Origin of the sequence: Zhongshania aliphaticivorans, from assembly GCF_902705855.1 — a bacterium.
Lineage (GTDB): Bacteria > Pseudomonadota > Gammaproteobacteria > Pseudomonadales > Spongiibacteraceae > Spongiibacter > Spongiibacter aliphaticivorans_B.
The window spans coordinates 83,534-101,061 of record NZ_CACSIJ010000001.1 but is presented as its reverse complement, the minus strand read 5'-3'; the positions used below and the strand labels follow the sequence as shown (position 1 = coordinate 101,061).

13 protein-coding genes are annotated in these 17,528 nt (G+C 48.4%); all 13 read left to right on the top strand.

Going from position 1 to position 17,528, the window contains the following annotated elements; translation table 11 throughout:
- Nucleotides 1–3 precede the first annotated feature (3 nt).
- Nucleotides 4–1,776 (top strand): succinate dehydrogenase flavoprotein subunit, encoded by a 1,773-nt coding sequence (sdhA, locus tag GVJ32_RS00435; protein ID WP_159238091.1) that lies wholly within the window; start codon nt 4–6, stop codon nt 1,774–1,776.
- Nucleotides 1,777–1,793: 17 nt separating this feature from the next.
- Nucleotides 1,794–2,510 carry a succinate dehydrogenase iron-sulfur subunit gene (locus GVJ32_RS00430; protein ID WP_103684628.1) on the top strand — a complete coding sequence of 239 codons (717 nt, stop codon included), beginning with the start codon at nt 1,794–1,796 and terminating at the stop codon, nt 2,508–2,510.
- A 266-nt stretch (nt 2,511–2,776) separates the two neighbouring features.
- The gene (locus GVJ32_RS00425; RefSeq protein WP_159238090.1) at nt 2,777–5,611 is read left to right on the top strand and encodes a 2-oxoglutarate dehydrogenase E1 component; all 2,835 of its coding nucleotides are present in this window, start codon (nt 2,777–2,779) and stop codon (nt 5,609–5,611) included.
- A gap of 59 nt (nt 5,612–5,670) precedes the next feature.
- On the top strand, nt 5,671–6,861 hold the full coding sequence (gene odhB / locus GVJ32_RS00420) for a 2-oxoglutarate dehydrogenase complex dihydrolipoyllysine-residue succinyltransferase (RefSeq protein ID WP_159238089.1): 1,191 nt from the start codon (nt 5,671–5,673) through the stop codon (nt 6,859–6,861).
- A 107-nt stretch (nt 6,862–6,968) separates the two neighbouring features.
- Complete coding sequence (lpdA, locus tag GVJ32_RS00415; protein ID WP_159238088.1) at nt 6,969–8,405, top strand: dihydrolipoyl dehydrogenase; 1,437 nt, start codon at nt 6,969–6,971, stop codon at nt 8,403–8,405.
- Between the two features lie 140 nt (nt 8,406–8,545).
- Complete coding sequence (sucC, locus tag GVJ32_RS00410; protein WP_159238087.1) at nt 8,546–9,712, top strand: ADP-forming succinate--CoA ligase subunit beta; 1,167 nt, start codon at nt 8,546–8,548, stop codon at nt 9,710–9,712.
- The gene (gene sucD, locus GVJ32_RS00405) at nt 9,712–10,584 is read left to right on the top strand and encodes a succinate--CoA ligase subunit alpha (protein WP_159238086.1); all 873 of its coding nucleotides are present in this window, start codon (nt 9,712–9,714) and stop codon (nt 10,582–10,584) included. Before sucC ends, sucD begins: the two co-directional genes overlap by 1 nt.
- Nucleotides 10,585–10,717: 133 nt before the next feature.
- The gene (locus tag GVJ32_RS00400) at nt 10,718–11,323 is read left to right on the top strand and encodes a TetR/AcrR family transcriptional regulator (RefSeq protein ID WP_159238085.1); all 606 of its coding nucleotides are present in this window, start codon (nt 10,718–10,720) and stop codon (nt 11,321–11,323) included.
- Nucleotides 11,324–11,347: 24 nt separating this feature from the next.
- On the top strand, nt 11,348–13,021 hold the full coding sequence (locus GVJ32_RS00395; protein WP_159238084.1) for an acyl-CoA dehydrogenase family protein: 1,674 nt from the start codon (nt 11,348–11,350) through the stop codon (nt 13,019–13,021).
- Nucleotides 13,022–13,117: 96 nt separating this feature from the next.
- Entirely contained in the window at nt 13,118–15,022 is a 1,905-nt protein-coding gene (gene htpG, locus GVJ32_RS00390) for a molecular chaperone HtpG (RefSeq protein WP_159238083.1), read from the top strand.
- A 95-nt stretch (nt 15,023–15,117) separates the two neighbouring features.
- Nucleotides 15,118–16,134 carry an NAD(P)H-dependent glycerol-3-phosphate dehydrogenase gene (locus tag GVJ32_RS00385; protein WP_159238082.1) on the top strand — a complete coding sequence of 339 codons (1,017 nt, stop codon included), beginning with the start codon at nt 15,118–15,120 and terminating at the stop codon, nt 16,132–16,134.
- Between the two features lie 13 nt (nt 16,135–16,147).
- Complete coding sequence (locus tag GVJ32_RS00380; protein WP_159238081.1) at nt 16,148–16,627, top strand: SixA phosphatase family protein; 480 nt, start codon at nt 16,148–16,150, stop codon at nt 16,625–16,627.
- Complete coding sequence (locus GVJ32_RS00375; RefSeq protein ID WP_159238080.1) at nt 16,624–17,490, top strand: alpha/beta fold hydrolase; 867 nt, start codon at nt 16,624–16,626, stop codon at nt 17,488–17,490. The genes GVJ32_RS00380 and GVJ32_RS00375 overlap by 4 nt, the downstream gene beginning before the upstream one ends.
- Nucleotides 17,491–17,528 lie beyond the last annotated feature (38 nt).

Sequence of the window (17,528 nt, the reverse complement as noted above, 5' to 3'; positions counted from 1 at the left end):
ACAATGGCTAATATTCGTACAATTTCTTTTGATGGTGTAATTGTTGGTGGCGGTGGCGCAGGTATGCGTGCTGCATTGCAGTTGGCACAGTCTGGTTACAAAACAGCAGTAATTTCTAAAGTATTTCCTACTCGCTCGCACACCGTGTCGGCGCAGGGTGGTATTACCTGTGCAATCGCCAGTTCTGATCCGCAAGATCAGTGGCAGTGGCATATGTATGACACGGTTAAAGGTTCTGATTACATCGGTGATCAAGAAGCTATTGAATATATGTGTCAGGTTGGCCCAGAGGCAGTTTACGAGCTAGATCATATGGGTATGCCTTTTTCGCGTACCGAAGAAGGTCGTATTTATCAGCGTCCTTTTGGTGGTCAGTCTAAAAACTTCGGTGAGGGCGGTCAGGCTGCTCGTACCTGTGCTGCTGCCGACCGTACTGGTCACGCGCTGCTACACACGCTTTACCAAGGCAACCTAAAAAACAATACCGTATTCTTTAACGAATGGTATGCCACAGACCTCGTTAAAAACGAAGACGGCGAAGTGGTTGGTGTTATTGCTATTTGTATCGAAACCGGTGAAGTGGTTTACGTTAAATCGAAAGCGACTGTATTCGCAACCGGTGGTGCAGGCCGTATTTATGCCTCTACTACTAATGCTCACATTAATACTGGTGACGGTGTTGGTATGGCATTGCGAGCTGGTTTCCCAGTGCAAGATATTGAAATGTGGCAGTTCCACCCAACCGGTATAGCCGGCGCGGGTGTGCTTGTTACTGAAGGTTGTCGCGGTGAGGGTGGTTACCTCGTCAATAAAGACGGCGAGCGCTTCATGGAGCGTTATGCGCCGAATGCTAAAGATTTGGCGGGCCGTGACGTTGTTGCTCGTTCAATGACGCTAGAAATTCTTGAAGGCCGGGGTTGTGGTCCAAACGGTGATCACGTTTACCTAAAGCTGGATCACCTTGGTGAAGAAGTTCTCGAGAGCCGTCTGCCAGGTATCTGTGAATTGTCTCGTACCTTTGCCCACGCTGACCCAGTAAAAGAACCTGTGCCAGTTGTACCGACCTGTCACTACATGATGGGTGGTATTCCCACCAACGTTAACGGTCAGGCATTGACTGTTGATGCAGAAGGCAACGATACGGTTATTCCTGGTTTGTTTGCCTGTGGTGAGGTCGCTTGTGTATCAGTTCATGGTGCTAACCGTTTAGGTGGTAACTCACTGCTAGATTTGGTGGTGTTTGGTCGTTCAGCTGGTCTGTATATCGAGAAGAGTCTTCGCGAAGGCATTGAGATGCGTGACGCTTCTGAGGCAGATATCGAACGTGCAATGAGCCGCTTGAACAAGATTAACAATACTACTGGCGGTGAGAGTGTTTCGGCACTGCGTACAGAGTTGCAAACCATTATGCAAAATCACTTTGGCGTATTCCGTCGCGGTGACTTTATGCAGGAAGGTATTAAGAAATTGGCAGAACTGCGTGTGCGTATCGACAATGCGCACTTGGAAGACAAGAGCAATGCCTACAATACTGCACGTATTGAAGCACTTGAATTGCACAACTTGTTTGAAGTAGCCGAAGCAACTGCAATCGCTGCAGAAGCGCGCACCGAAAGCCGCGGCGCTCACGCTCGTGAAGATTTCACTGATCGCGACGACGAAAATTGGTTGTGCCATTCTGTGTACTTCCCTAGCGAAAAACGTGTCGGTAAGCGGGCGGTAAACTTCACGCCTAAAACACGTGAAGCGTTTGCACCAAAAATTCGTACGTACTGATTCAGGAGAAAACGAATATGTTGAAAGTTAGTCTCTATCGTTACAATCCTGAAACTGATCAGGAGCCGTACATGCAAGAAGTTGAACTCGATACCGGTGGCAAAGACCTGATGGTATTGGATGTTCTCGAGTTGTTAAAAGGCAGTGATCCATCGCTAGCTTACCGTCGTTCTTGTCGTGAGGGTGTATGTGGCTCTGATGGTATGAACATTAACGGTAAAAATGGTCTGGCGTGTATTACACCCATTTCGGAAGCACTTAAAAATGGCAAAGGCGGCAATAAATTAGTATTGCGCCCGCTGCCAGGCTTGCCAGTTATTCGTGATCTTGTTATCGACATGAGTCTTTTCTACAAGCAGTATGAAAAGATTAAGCCGTTCTTGCAAAACGACACGCCTGCGCCCGCTATTGAGCGTTTGCAGTCTCCCGAAGAGCGTGAGAAGTTGGATGGTTTGTACGAGTGTATTCTTTGTGCGTGCTGCTCAACGGCTTGTCCTTCGTTTTGGTGGAACCCTGATCGCTTTATTGGTCCAAGTGGCTTGTTGCAGGCTTATCGCTTTTTGGCGGATAGCCGTGACACCGCAACTGAAGAGCGTTTAAGTGATCTTGATGATCCGTTTAGTGTTTTCCGTTGCCACGGTATTCAAAACTGCGTCAATGTTTGCCCTAAGGGTTTAAACCCAACAAAGGCAATTGGTCATATCCGGAATATGTTGCTAAGCAGAGCAACTTAAGTATTCCCTCAGCTCAGGCTGGGTAATAAAACTCTGCGTAAAGTTAGTCCTCTGGTGCCGCTTACGAGCGGCGCCAAATAAAATACACTCGGTGCTTACCGGCACTATATGGGCGTGAAAGCGTATACGAGGGAAGGGACGTTCCCTGTGGTGCGAGTCGGTTCTGCGGCGTACACTGAATGCTGCTGGGCTACACAGGATGAGAAGAGCCTTATCGGGCATTAATCATTCAGACTGCCACTTCCCTTATTTTTAGGTGGACAGGAATGCAGAAAAATTCGATGGAGCTTCTATGGAAAAGCTCACATATATCTGGCGGCAATGCAACTTACGTAGAAGAGTTGTATGAGGCCTACCTCACAGATCCAAACGCTGTTTCTGACGAATGGCGGGACTATTTTCAGCAATTACCCCGCGTCAGTGAAAATGCGACGCATGATATCCCTCACTCTCCGGTTCGCGAACATTTTGCGCAATTAGCAAAAACGCCGATTCGCTACAGTGGCCCTGTCAATAACGACATTAGTGTTCACGAGCGCAAGCAGGTCAGAGTTATTCAACTGGTCAGTGCCTATCGTCAACGTGGTCATCAAGAAGCAGAACTAGACCCTTTAGGTTTGTGGCAGCGGTCACGCGTTCCTGATCTTGAATTGCAATACCACCAGTTGAGCGAAGCGGATTTTGATACAACTTTCCAAACTGGCAGCTTGTATATTGGCAAAGATCAAGCTTCCTTGCGCGATATTTATGATGCATTGCGTTCAACTTATTGCCGCTCAGTCGGTGCTGAGTTCATGCACATTGTCGATACGCGTGAACGCACATGGATTCAGCAGCGAATGGAAAGTGTTCGTTCGCAACCTCAGTATGGTCTTGATATTCGTACACATTTGCTTGAGCGCTTAACGGCTGCCGAAGGTTTGGAAAAATCGCTGGGTTCAAAATATCCCGGTACCAAACGTTTTGGCCTTGAAGGCGGCGAAAGCTTAATTCCAATGATGGATGCCATCATTCAGCGTGCGGGCTCATACGGTGCCAAAGAAATGGTCATTGGTATGGCTCACCGTGGACGCCTCAATTTATTAGTCAATATTTTAGGCAAAAACCCTGCTGAGTTGTTTGATGAGTTTGAAGGCAAGGTTAAGTACCAAGGTTCTGCTGACGTTAAGTACCACCAAGGTTTTTCTTCAAATGTGATGACGCCAGGCGGTGAAGTGCATTTGGCTTTGGCCTTTAACCCATCGCATTTGGAAATTGTGTCTCCTGTGGTTGAAGGCTCAGTTCGCGCAAGACAGGATCGTCGTAACGACCCTATCGGTGACAAGGTTGTTCCTATTGTATTGCACGGCGACGCGGCATTTGCAGGTCAGGGTGTAGTTATGGAGACATTTCAAATGTCTCAAACCCGCGCCTATAAAACCGGCGGTACCGTTCATATCGTTATCAATAACCAAGTGGGCTTTACAACAAGCTTGCAGGAAGATGCACGTTCAACAGAGTACTGTACCGACGTTGCTAAAATGGTTCAGGCGCCCATTTTTCATGTTAATGGTGACGACCCTGAGGCGGTGTTGTTTGTTAGTCAGTTGGCTGCCGATTTCCGTCAAGAATTTAAGAAAGATGTGGTTGTCGATTTAATCTGCTATCGCCGTCGTGGTCACAATGAAGCTGATGAGCCCTCAGGCACTCAGCCATTGATGTACAACAAAATCAGTAAGCAAAAGACGACTCGCGAACTCTATGTTAATAAGCTGCTTGAAGAAGGCGTTGTAAGCAAAGAGCTGGCTGACAAGATGGCTGACGATTACCGTCAGGCGCTCGATAACGGTGAGCACGTAGCAAAAAGTTTGGTCATGGAGCCAAACAAAGAGCTATTTGTTGATTGGGCACCGTATCTTGGCCACGCTTGGGATGTGGCGGGCGACACGACCATCGATCCAAAATTGCTAAAAGAAACCGCAGAGCTAGTTAATGCCATTCCAGAAGGCATTGTGGTACAGCGTCAAGTCGCCAAAATTTACGAAGATCGTCGTAAAATGGCCGCAGGCGCAATGCCAATTAACTGGGGTTTTGCCGAGGTTCTGGCGTATGGTTCACTGCTTAAGCAGGGACATAAAGTACGTTTAACGGGGCAGGATGTTGGTCGCGGTACGTTCTCGCATCGCCATGCGGTTTTGCACAGCCAGTCAGACGCGCGCCGTTATATCCCATTACAGAACATGTCTGCAGATCAGCCAGCATTTGCTATTTTCGACTCTCTTCTGTCAGAAGAAGCGGTGCTCGCCTTTGAGTACGGTTATTCAACCACTCAGCCAGATTCACTGGTTATTTGGGAAGCGCAGTTCGGTGACTTTGCCAACGGTGCGCAGGTTGTTATCGACCAGTTCATTAGTAGTGGTGAATTAAAGTGGGGTCGTCTGTGTGGTTTAACCATGCTGCTGCCACACGGTTATGAAGGGCAGGGGCCAGAGCATTCGTCGGCGAAACTAGAACGTTTCTTGCAGTTGTGTGCTGAGCACAATATTCAAGTGTGCGTTCCGTCTACGCCCGCGCAGGTTTATCACATGTTGCGCCGTCAGGCGATTCGTCCTTTACGTCGCCCCTTGATAGTGATGTCTCCAAAGAGCTTGCTGCGTCATAAAGAGGCGGTATCGACCCTAGAAGAATTAACCGAAGGTCAATTCCAGAATGTGATTGATGAGACTGATGACATCGATAAGTCAAAAGTCACGCGCATGATTCTGTGTAGCGGTAAAGTGTATTACGACCTGCGCGCAGCTCGACGTGAACATGGTAAAGACTCAGTCGCGATCGTTCGCCTTGAGCAGGTCTATCCTTTTCCCTATGAGGATTTACGGAACGCTATTGCTGGTTATCCTAACCTTAAGAAAGTGGTTTGGTGTCAGGAAGAGCCTCGTAACCAAGGGGCTTGGTATAATAGCCGCCATCGTATGACCCGCGTAATACGCAGCTTTAAACCTGAAAAGAATCTATTGCTCGGTTATGTAGGGCGTGAGCCTTCCGCATCACCTGCGGCTGGTTACATGGCGTTACACCTTGAGCAGCAAGAGAAGTTTATTAAACAGGCATTAAAACTGTAAGGTTTTAATCAACTTATAAAGACTGTCTCGTACAGCGATATTAATTGACAGGAAGAGTGATGAGCACTGAAATTAAAGCACCAACATTTCCGGAATCAGTCGCGGACGGTTCTATTGCTACATGGCATAAAAAAGTCGGCGAAGCGGTTTCCCGCGATGAGCCATTGGTAGACATCGAAACGGATAAGGTGGTGTTAGAGGTTGTTGCACCAGCTGACGGCGTATTAAAAGAAATCATTAAAGGTGAGGGCGATACGGTTCTTAGCGATGAGCTTATCGCCACGTTTGAAGAGGGCGCGGCGGCCAGTGCTCCTGCTGAGTCTGCTCAGCCAGCAGCGGCAGCGCCTGCTGCTACCGCAGACCTAAAAATTAGCCCAGCAGCACGCAAAATGCTAGATGAAAAAGGCATTGATGCGGCTGCTGTTACTGGTACGGGCAAGGGCGGCGTTATTACCAAAGAAGACGTTGCAAGCTATAAGCCTGTAGCTGCACCAGCTGCAAAACCAGCAGCAGCCCCCGCGCCAGCGGTTGATGTTCCCGCCGGTGAGCGAGTTGAAAAACGCGTACCAATGACACGTTTACGCAAGCGTATCGCCGAGCGTCTTCTTGAGGCAACTCACACTACTGCAATGTTGACGACCTTCAACGAAGTCAACATGAAACCAGTGATGGATTTACGCAATCAATATAAAGATTTGTTTGAAAAATCACACAATGGCACGCGCTTAGGTTTTATGGGCTTTTTCGTGAAAGCCGCCTGCGAATCATTGAAGCGCTTCCCGGCAGTAAACGCGTCTATTGATGGCGATGACGTCGTGTATCACGGTTTTCAAGATGTGGGTGTAGCGGTATCAACCGAGAAAGGCTTGGTTGTGCCAGTGCTCCGTGATGCTGAAAATATGAGCATGGCGAAAATTGAAGAGAAGATCCGTGAATACGGTTTGCGTGCTAAAGACGGCAAACTAAGCATGGAAGATATGACCGGCGGCACCTTTACTATTACCAATGGTGGTGTGTTTGGCTCATTGCTGTCTACGCCTATTCTCAACCCACCACAAACTGCTATTTTGGGTATGCACAAAATCCAAGATCGTCCTATGGCGGTTAATGGTGAAGTCGTTATTTTACCAATGATGTACTTGGCGCTGTCCTACGATCACCGCCTAGTTGACGGTAAAGACGCAGTTCAATTTTTGGTCGCAATTAAAGACTTGATTGAAGATCCTGCGCGGATATTGCTCGAAATCTAAAACTTAGTTGACGAAAATGACTGGTGCCGAACCTTGCGGCATCAGCGTCATTTAGCTGTGGCGGATTGCTTGGCAGCTAAGCCCAAACTAAAGAACGGGAAGTGAATATGTCGAAATTTGATGTGGTAGTAATTGGTTCTGGCCCAGCGGGTTATGTTGCAGCAATTCGTGCTGCGCAACTTGGTTTGAAAACTGCCTGCGTAGAAAAAGCCCGCAACAAAAGCGACAAATTGGCCTTGGGTGGCACATGTTTGAATGTTGGTTGTATTCCCTCTAAAGCCTTGTTGGATAGCAGCTATAAATACCATGAAGCGAAAGATAATTTCGCAGTGCACGGTATTGGTACTGGTGATGTAACAATGGATGTACCTGCAATGATCAAGCGTAAAGACGCGGTTGTTGCCCAAATGATTGGCGGCATCGGCGGCTTGTTTCAAGCAAACGGGGTCACCTCAGTAGAGGGTGCAGGTAAAGTTCTGGCGGGTAAAAAAGTTGAAGTTACTGCGGCTGATGGCAGTACTAGCATACTTGAAGCCGAGAATATTATTATTGCAGCGGGTTCCGTTCCGGTCGCTATCCCACCCGCGCCTGTTGACCAAGATATAATCGTGGATTCAACCGGTGCCCTAGAGTTTCAAAGTGTTCCTGGCAAATTAGGTGTTATCGGTGCAGGTGTTATCGGTTTAGAGCTTGGCAGTGTTTGGTCGCGCTTAGGTAGTGATGTTGTTGTGCTAGAAGCACTAGATACTTTTTTGCCGGCGGTTGACGGACAAATAGCCAAAGAAGCGGCGAAAGTGTTTAAGAAGCAAGGCCTAGATATCCGCTTGGGTGCCCGTGTGACTGGCACTAAAACCGCTAAAGGCAAGGTTGAGGTCAGTTACTCGCATAACGATGAAGAGAAAACCGAAACCTTTGATAAGTTAATTGTTTGCGTTGGTCGCAAGCCAATGAGCAGCGGATTGCTTGCGCCAGATTGCGGCGTGAATCTTGATGAGCGCGGATTTATCTTTGTTAACGATTACTGTGAAACTGACGCCGCAGGTATTTTTGCGGTCGGTGATATTGTTCGCGGCCCGATGCTAGCCCATAAGGGTTCAGAAGAGGGTGTGATGGTAGCTGAGCGCATTGCCGGCCACAAAATTACGATGAATTATGACTGTATTCCCTCTGTTATTTACACCCATCCAGAAATTGCTGGTGTGGGTAAAACAGAAGAGCAGCTTAAAGCAGACGGTATTCCATACAAAGTGGGTACTTTTCCGTTTGCGGCAATCGGCCGTGCGGTAGCTGCTAATGATTCAGTCGGCATGGTTAAAATGATCGCCCATGAAGACACAGACCGTATTCTTGGCTGCCACATTATTGGCGCCAGTGCGGCGGATCTAGTGCAACAAGTTGTTATCGCTATGGAATTTGGTTCGTCGGCGGAAGACATTGGTTTGACTGTATTTGGTCACCCAACGCTTTCCGAGGCTGTGCATGAGGCCGCATTAGCGGTGAATGGACAGGCTATCCACATGCCAAATCGCAAGAAGCGTAAATAGATTTGCGGTAGTGCGCGAAATTCGGGAAAATACGCATCCCGATTTCGCGTTGTTACTGCAATGTGCAGAGGGAGCGGGCCAAGTCACTGACAGGATCTAACTCGCTTAACACTTCCACAGACCGAGATGGTAATTCCAACATGAACCTTCACGAGTACCAGGGCAAGCAGTTGTTTGCCGAATACGGGCTACCTGTTTCTACAGGATATGCCTGTGATACCCCGGAAGAAGCTGCAGCTGCAGCTGATAAAATTGGCGGCGACAAATGGGTTGTTAAAGCCCAAGTTCACGCTGGTGGCCGAGGCAAAGCTGGCGGCGTTAAGCTGGTTAGCAGCAAAGATGAGATCAAAGCATTTGCTGAAAAGTGGCTAGGTAAAAACCTAGTGACCTATCAGACTGATGAAAATGGTCAGCCGGTTTCGAAGATCTTGGTTGAATCGTGTACTGATATCGATCAAGAGCTGTATTTAGGTGCAGTTGTCGACCGTTCTTCACGTCGCATCGTTTTCATGGCGTCTACCGAAGGTGGCGTAGAGATTGAGAAAGTTGCAGAAGAGACTCCAGAGAAGATTCTCAAGGCAATTATCGATCCGATGACTGGCGCACAGCCATACCAAGGCCGCGAGTTGGCTTTCCAGTTGGGTTTAAACCCTACTCAGGTAAAACAATTCGTTAAGATTTTCTTGGGTTTGGCGCAATTGTTCCAAGACAAAGATTTAGCCCTGATGGAAATCAACCCATTGGTTATTACCAGCGAAGGCAATCTTCACTGCTTAGATGCCAAGTTAGTTGTTGATGCTAACGCGATGTATCGTCACCCTGAATTGAAGGCAATGCATGATCCTTCTCAGGAAGATGAGCGCGAAGCGCGTGCGGCAGAATGGGATCTTAACTATGTTGCTCTAACCGGTAACATTGGTTGCATGGTAAACGGCGCTGGTTTGGCCATGGGTACCATGGACATTGTTTCTCTGCACGGCGGTTTCCCTGCTAACTTCCTCGACGTAGGTGGTGGTGCAACTAAAGAGCGTGTTACTGAAGCCTTCAAAATTATCCTTGAAGACACTAATGTTAAAGCGGTATTGGTTAACATCTTCGGTGGTATCGTACGTTGTGACCTGATTGCCGAAGGTATTATCGGTGCAGTCAAAGAAGTGGGCGTAACCGTACCGGTTGTGGTTCGTTTAGAAGGTAACAATGCAGAGCTGGGTTCTAAACTGCTGTCTGATTCTGGCCTCGATATCATCGCGGCAACCAGTCTAACTGACGCGGCTGAGCAAGCTGTTAAAGCAGCAGGGGGCAAATAATGTCTATTCTTATCGACAAAAACACCAAGGTAATCTGTCAAGGTTTCACTGGTGGTCAGGGTACTTTCCACTCTGAGCAAGCGATTGCTTACGGTACGCAAATGGTTGGCGGTGTAACGCCAGGTAAAGGCGGCACTGAGCACCTTGGTCTTCCAGTATTTAATACTGTTAAAGAAGCTGTTGAGGCAACTGGCGCAGACGCATCAGTTATTTATGTACCGGCAGCGTTCTGTAAGGATTCTATCCTTGAAGCAGCTACTTCTGGTATTAAGCTGATCGTATGCATCACTGAGCACATTCCAGTAATGGATATGCTTGAGTGTAAAGTTAAGTGTGACGAGATGGGCGTTCGCCTAATCGGACCTAACTGCCCAGGTGTTATCACCCCAGGTGAATGCAAGATCGGCATTATGCCTGGCCACATTCATTTGCCAGGTAAAGTCGGCATCGTGTCGCGTTCAGGTACCCTGACGTATGAAGCGGTTAAGCAGACTACTGACTACGGTTTTGGCCAGTCTACCTGTGTTGGTATCGGTGGTGATCCGATCCCAGGCTCTAACTTCATCGATATTCTCGCTTTGTTCGAGAAAGATCCAGCGACCGAAGCGATTGTTATGATCGGTGAGATCGGCGGTTCTGCTGAAGAAGAAGCAGCTGCTTATATCAAAGCAAACGTAACTAAGCCTGTTGTATCTTACATTGCTGGTGTAACTGCACCTGCTGGTAAGCGTATGGGTCACGCTGGCGCAATCATCTCTGGCGGTAAAGGTACTGCTGATGAGAAGTTTGCCGCCCTGCAAGACGCAGGCGTTAAAACAGTTCGCTCATTGGCGGATATTGGCAAAGCTTTGAAAGAAATTACCGGCTGGTAAGTTCGCATAGCGTTGTTAAAAAAGGCGGCTTCGGCCGCCTTTTTGCGTTTTGGTGGCGGTTGTTTTGAACCATTTTAAATCTTGATCAAACAAGTGAATCATGATTCACTTGTTTGATCAAGACGGAGTCCCTATGGCATATCGCGAAACCCCGATGGTTACCCAGCGTAAGCTTGCACAAAAGTCGGGCCTGCTTCACGCAGCGGAATCATTGGTGAGAGAGGGTGGCTTTGCAGCACTCACGATACAGGCGGTTGCGTCCGCAGCTGGGGTCGGCGTCGGGACGGTGTATCGCTATTTTAGTAATAAAGATGAATTGAGTACCGAGGTGTTTCGTCGTGCAACCATTCGGGAGGTTGAGGCGGTTAAGGCCGCGTTATCGCTTGATGATTCGGTTGCGGCGCGCTTAGCGGCGGCGGCAGAAACTTTTGCGCAGCGGGCATTCGCAGCCCCTAAGCTGGCATGGGCACTCATAGCCGAGCCGGTTGATCCGGCGGTTGATGTCGCGCGCTTACAATACCGAAGAACCTATTCTGCGTTGTTTGAGGCCTTGATTGTTGAAGGCGTAGAAAGTGGCGTATTGCAGGAGCAAATACCGTCGCTGTCTGCCGCGGCACTGGTGGGTGCAATGGCAGAAAGCTTATTGGGGCCGCTAGATCACCTGGGCTGTAATGAAATAACAACGGCTGCTTTACGCGATTTTTGTTTGAGAGCAATTGGTGTGACCGTTAAACCGTAGTCGAAACATATTAAGGTGGGCTTTATGTCTGTTGATCAAGCTAGTTCCGAGTTGCATTTTAGTGCAGAAACCCATCAGGTATTTAATCAATCCTCTGCCTTGGAAAATTACAATGTGTACGCTAGTGACTACGTACTACAAGAAGTGCTTAGCCACTATGATGTGAATGATACCGCGCAACTCATTGCCTACGGTGAGCGCTGCGGCCGCGCCGACGTAATTCAATGGGGTTTTGACGCCAATGAACACAAACCCCAGTTTGAGAGTCACGACCGCTTTGGCCACCGTGTAGACCTAGTTAAATTTCATCCCGCCTATCATCAATTAATGAATATGGCGCTGACCGAAGGTATCCATTCAGGGCCGTGGCAGCCAAATGTGAAGAATGCCCATCTTAAGCGAGCTGCGCTGAGTTATATGCAGTCTCAAATTGATGCTGGTCATGGTTGCCCGCTAACAATGACGTTTGCCTCGGTGCCGACGATCAAATTGAGCCCACGTTTGGCGGAAATCTGGCTACCTAAAATTTTAAACACGGCGTATCAGCCAGAGAATGTGCCTTATTTTGAGAAGGCTGCGGTCACCATCGGAATGGGGATGACGGAAAAGCAGGGTGGCTCAGATGTGCGCGCAAATACCACCGTCGCAGAGCCGCTGAATGACTCTGGTAATGGCGCGCTTTACACAATTAATGGCCATAAATGGTTTTTGTCGGCACCAATGTGTGATGCCTTTTTAATGCTGGCGCAGGCCCCTGGTGGTTTGAGTTGCTTTTTGGTACCGCGTTGGCGAGAGGATGGGCAAAAGAATGGTCTGTACGTGCAACGGCTAAAAAATAAAATGGGTAATGTGTCCAATGCATCCTCAGAGCTAGAGTTGCGTCAAGCTCAAGGCTGGATGGTAGGTGAAGAAGGGCGTGGTGTGGCCGCTATTATCGAGATGGTGGCATTAACGCGTTTCGACTGTATGGTCGGTTCAACAGCGGGGCAACGCCAAGCTGTTGTGCAGGCGGTCAATCATGCGCGCCAGCGCTCGTCCTTCGGCGCACGATTAATCGACCAAGCACTAATGCAAAATGTACTGGCAGATTTGCAGCTTGAGGTAGAAGGCTCGCTTGCGCTGACTATGCGCATGGCGAAGGCTTTAGATAATGACGACGACCCCGCTGAGCAATTGTTGATGCGCCTAGGCACCGCTGTCGGTAAGTTTTGGATTTGCAAGCGCACCCCCGCACACGCCTATGAGGCAATGGAGTGTTTGGGCGGAAACGGCGTCATTGAAAATTGTATTATGCCAAGGCTCTATCGCGAAGCACCGATCAATGCGATTTGGGAAGGCTCGGGCAATATTCAGGCCCTAGACGTATTGCGGGCATTGCAGAAAGCGCCGGCGGTATTAGATCGTTGGTTTGTGGAGCTGGTTAAAACTGCTGGGCGCAATGTATTGCTAGATAATGCGGTGAATAGTCTTAAGGAGACTTTTGCAAAAACCAGTAACCTTGAGTTTCGTGCCCGTTATTTAATTGAGCAGCTGGCTTTAACGATGCAAGCCTCGCTGCTGATTGAGTCGGCGCCAAGCGCTATTGCAGAAGCATTTATTCGCTCACGCTTGAGTGGGGGGCAGGCGATATACGGTTGTTTGCCCGAGTGCGCGGATGTTCAAGCCATATTGGCGCGGGTGTTACCAGATAATCCCTAATGCTGGCCTTGAAAAATTACGTGGTGACCCCATCTTCTAAGCACTGACCGCAGTGCGCTGTGGCCACACTTAATTTTTTGAAGGAAGGTAGCAACAATGTCGACAGCAGAAAAAGAAACTCTGGGTTTTCAAACTGAAGCGAAGCAAATGCTGCAGTTAATGATTCACTCAATGTATAGCAATAAAGAAATTTTTCTTAGAGAGCTGGTTTCAAACGCCTCGGATGCCGCTGATAAACTTCGTTACGAAGCACTAGCGGATGGATCACTTTACGAAAATGATCCTGATTTACACATTCGCATCACCCTCGATAAAGATGCCAATACCTTGACTCTTAGCGACAATGGTATTGGTATGTCACGCGAGGAAGTGGTTAATAATCTGGGCACCATAGCTCGCTCTGGTACCGCAGAGTTTTTGAAAAATCTCAGTGGTGATGGTAAAAAAGATTCACAGTTGATTGGTCAATTTGGTGTTGGTTTCTACTCGGCCTTTATTGTGGCTGAGCGGGTTGAGGTATTCACTCGCCGCGCTGGCTTAACGGCGACAGATGCTGTGCATTGGGAGTCCACCGGCGAAGCCGATTTCTCTATTGAGTCTTGTGAGAAGGTCGATCGTGGTACAACTGTTGTCCTCCATCTGCGCCCAGACGACACTGAGTTTGCTGATGACTGGCGTGTTCGCTCCATTATCAAAAAATACTCTGATCACATCAGTATTCCCGTTCAAATGCTAAATACCCCGCCGGCTCCGAAAGAGGGCGAAGAGCAAGCTGAGCCAACATTTGAAGCGGTTAACAGTGCGACCGCTCTGTGGACACGCTCGCGTAGCGAAGTGACGGATGAGGAATATCAGACATTCTACAAGCACGTTAGCCATGACTTCAGCCCAGCTTTGCATTGGAGCCACAATAAAGTCGAAGGGAAGCTAGAGTACACCAGTCTTTTGTACTTGCCTGGCCAAGCGCCGATGGATTTATGGAATCGCGATGCGGCACGTGGCCTTAAATTATATGTTCAGCGTACCTTTATTATGGACGATGCTGAGCAATTCCTACCGTTGTACCTGCGTTTCGTTAAGGGTGTTATCGATTCAAACGATTTGTCGTTAAACGTCTCACGCGAAATTTTGCAGCAAGACCCCGCCGTTGATGCCATGAAGAGTGCATTGACAAAGCGTGTGTTAGATATGCTGAGCAAGCTTGCGAAAAGCGATGTTGAAAAGTATCAGCAGTTCTGGAAAGCCTTCGGTCAGGTGATGAAAGAAGGGCCCGCTGAAGATTTCAGCAATAAAGAAAAAATCGCTAAGCTGCTTCGGTTTGCAACTACCCATGACAATAAGGCTGAGCAGACTCATTCGCTAGAAGATTACGTGGCGCGGATGAAAGAAGGGCAGAATAAAATTTATTATGTGGCTGGCGAAAGCCATAAAACGGCTTCTAATAGTCCTCATCTTGAAGTGTTCCGCAAGAAAGGTATCGAAGTGCTGCTGCTGTCTGAGCGCGTTGACGATTGGTTGATGAACCACCTTGCTGACTTTGATGGCAAGTCTTTCTTGGATGTGGGTCGTGGAGACTTGGATCTTGGTGATCTTGAAGATGAAGCTGAGAAAAAAGCCCAAGAAGTATTGGCTGAAGAACATAAAGACCTAGTTGAGCGAGTAAACACCGTATTAGCTGAAAAAGTCGAAAAAGTGCGGGTAACTGGCCGTTTGACTGAGTCGCCAGCCTGTTTAGTTGTTACTGAAGACGATATGGGGGCGCAAATGCGCCGGATGATGGAGGCAGCAGGGCAGGCGTTGCCACCTAGCAAGCCTATTTTTGAGCTGAATCCGCAGCACCCATTAGTTCTTAAGCTAGATAAGGAAGCCGATGAGGATCGCTTTGCTGATCTGGTCGATGTTCTTTTTGATCAAGCCCATTTAGCTGAGGGGGCACAACTTGAAGATCCAGCAAGTTATGTTCACAAGTTGAATAAGCTGCTTTTGGAATTAAGCGCATAAAATTGAAGTAAAAGGCGGCGAAAGCCGCCTTTTTTGTTTTAGTCCTGTGCAGCAGTGATAAACTCACGATAAATAAGATAGGGGTTAGGCTGAATATGGGAAAACGATATAAGGTTGCGATTATAGGTGGTGGCAGCTTTGGTACTGCGATCGCAAATATTATGGCTGACAACGGGCATGATACCTGCCAATGGATGAGAACCGCAGAGCGTGTTCAAGAGGTAAATGAATTACATACTAACGAAGTATATCTCCCCGGCATAAAACTCAATCCTTCGCTGCGGGCTAGCAGTAATTTGCAAGAAACGGTCGCTAATTGCGATGCGGTGTTTTTTTCTATACCGAGCAAATCAAGCCGTGAGGTGGCGCGGCAATTAGCGGATCACTTAGCGTCCGGCACCATATTGGTCAGTACCACTAAAGGTATTGAGTTTGAAAGCAATAAGTTAATGAGCGAGGTTCTGCGAGAGGAGCTTCCTCAAGTTCGCCTAGGTGTCATGAGTGGCCCAAATTTGGCCAAAGAATTAGCGGCTAGAATGATCACCGGCACAGTCATCGCCAGCGAAGATCCTGAGGTCAATGCGACAATCCAAGAAGTACTGCAGTGCTCGTATTTTAGAGTATACGCGGGTAATGATATGTACGGCGTTGAGTTAGCGGGCGCATTAAAAAACGTCTACGCCATCACGGCGGGTATGGCGGCAGCAATGGGTTGCGGCCACAATACCATCAGTATGCTGGTAACGCGTAGTTTGGCAGAGATGAGTCGCTACGCGGTGATAAAAGGCGCAGATCCACTTACTTTTATGGGTTTGGCCGGCGTGGGTGATTTGTTCGTTACCTGCACATCACCATTGAGCCGCAATTATCGTGTTGGTTACGAATTAGGGCAGGGGCGGGACTTAAACGAGGTGGTTGCCAGTCTTGGCCAAGTTGCTGAAGGTGTAAATACCTTGCGACTGATGAAGGAGCAGTCTGAAGCCTTAGATATTTACATGCCCTTGGTAAATGGCCTTTACGATATTATTTATAATGGTCGTCAGGTGAGTGAAGTTATCGGCACAATGATGTGTGCCGAGCAGAATCGCGATGTAGAGTTCATCATTAAGTAATGTAATAGGTGTTATGGAAATTTTGTTAATACGGCACGGCTCTGCATCTTGGGATACCAAAACAGATATCGAGCGAGAGCTAACCGAAGTAGGTCAACAAGAGGTAAACGTAGCCGCGGACTGGATCAGCGCAAGCGGATGGAAGCCTGATGAATTATGGGTTAGCCCCTATCGGCGTGCGGTGCAGACCGCTGCGATTTTAAACCGAGACTGGCAGCTGCGGCCGCGCCTGAAATCGTCCTTAACTCCCGACACACCACAGTCTGAATTAGAAACTATGCTCGCCACATTTCGGGGTGAGCGACTGCTGCTGGTGTCCCATAATCCCTTGCTCAGCAACGTCATTGCACACTGGCATGATGGCGACAACAAGAGCTATTGGGGAATGCAGCCCGCTAGCATGGCTTTAGTCAGTGCCGAAGTATTTTCCCAAGGTTGCGGGACGTTAGAGTGGCTTCGTCATTACCCCAATTACGATCATAACGGTCGATGAGTACGCACCTAGCCACCGTAAAAACTTTTGTTGTTGACGGTTTACGCCTCGCAGCAAAGCTTTGGGGTGATGATTCAGGACTTCCTGTTATTGCGCTGCACGGTTGGCTAGACAATGCCGCGAGCTTTGATCGTATCGCAGCGCAACTTCCCAATTTGCAGATATTAGCGATGGATCTGCCCGGGCACGGTTTAAGTGATCATAAGCCTGTATCTGGAAACTACGCGATTTGGGATGATTTACGCAGCATTGTTTCTGTGGCTGATCAAATGGGTTGGCAGGAATTTGCCTTATTAGGTCATTCCCGTGGCGCCAATATCGCCACCTTACTCAGCGGTGCGCTTCCCCAGCGAGTAAGCCATTTGGTGTGTTTAGATGGCTTAATTCCGCAACCCGAAATTTCAGAGAACTTCCCTGTTCAAATGGGGCAATATCTTAGGGATTTTACGAGTACCCCCACTATTGGTGGTGATAAAGGTCACGCCACATTTGATGCTGCCGTCGCGGCTCGCTGCAAAGCGACCCCCATGCTTGCCGAAGCGGCGGCGTTAATTGTGGAACGGGGTTTATATCAGGCCGAAGATGGTCGTTTTTACTGGCGCAGTGACAAACGATTGAAATTGGCATCGCCGGTAAAGTTGAGCCTTCAGCAACTACAGGCGACAGTCGATGCAATTACTGCCCCTGCGATGCTGGTTTCCGCGAAGCAGGGCTTGGGGCAGTGGCTGCCCACATTAGATATTAATATAAGCAATAGTTTTGAGATTAGAGAAATCGAGGGTCAGCATCACTGCCATATGGAAACGCAAGCTACACAAATTGCTGAATGGATTAATGGATTTTTAAGCCGGACTGACGGGTAAACAGGGGTTTGGATTCGCTCCCATAAAGTGTTTTATGG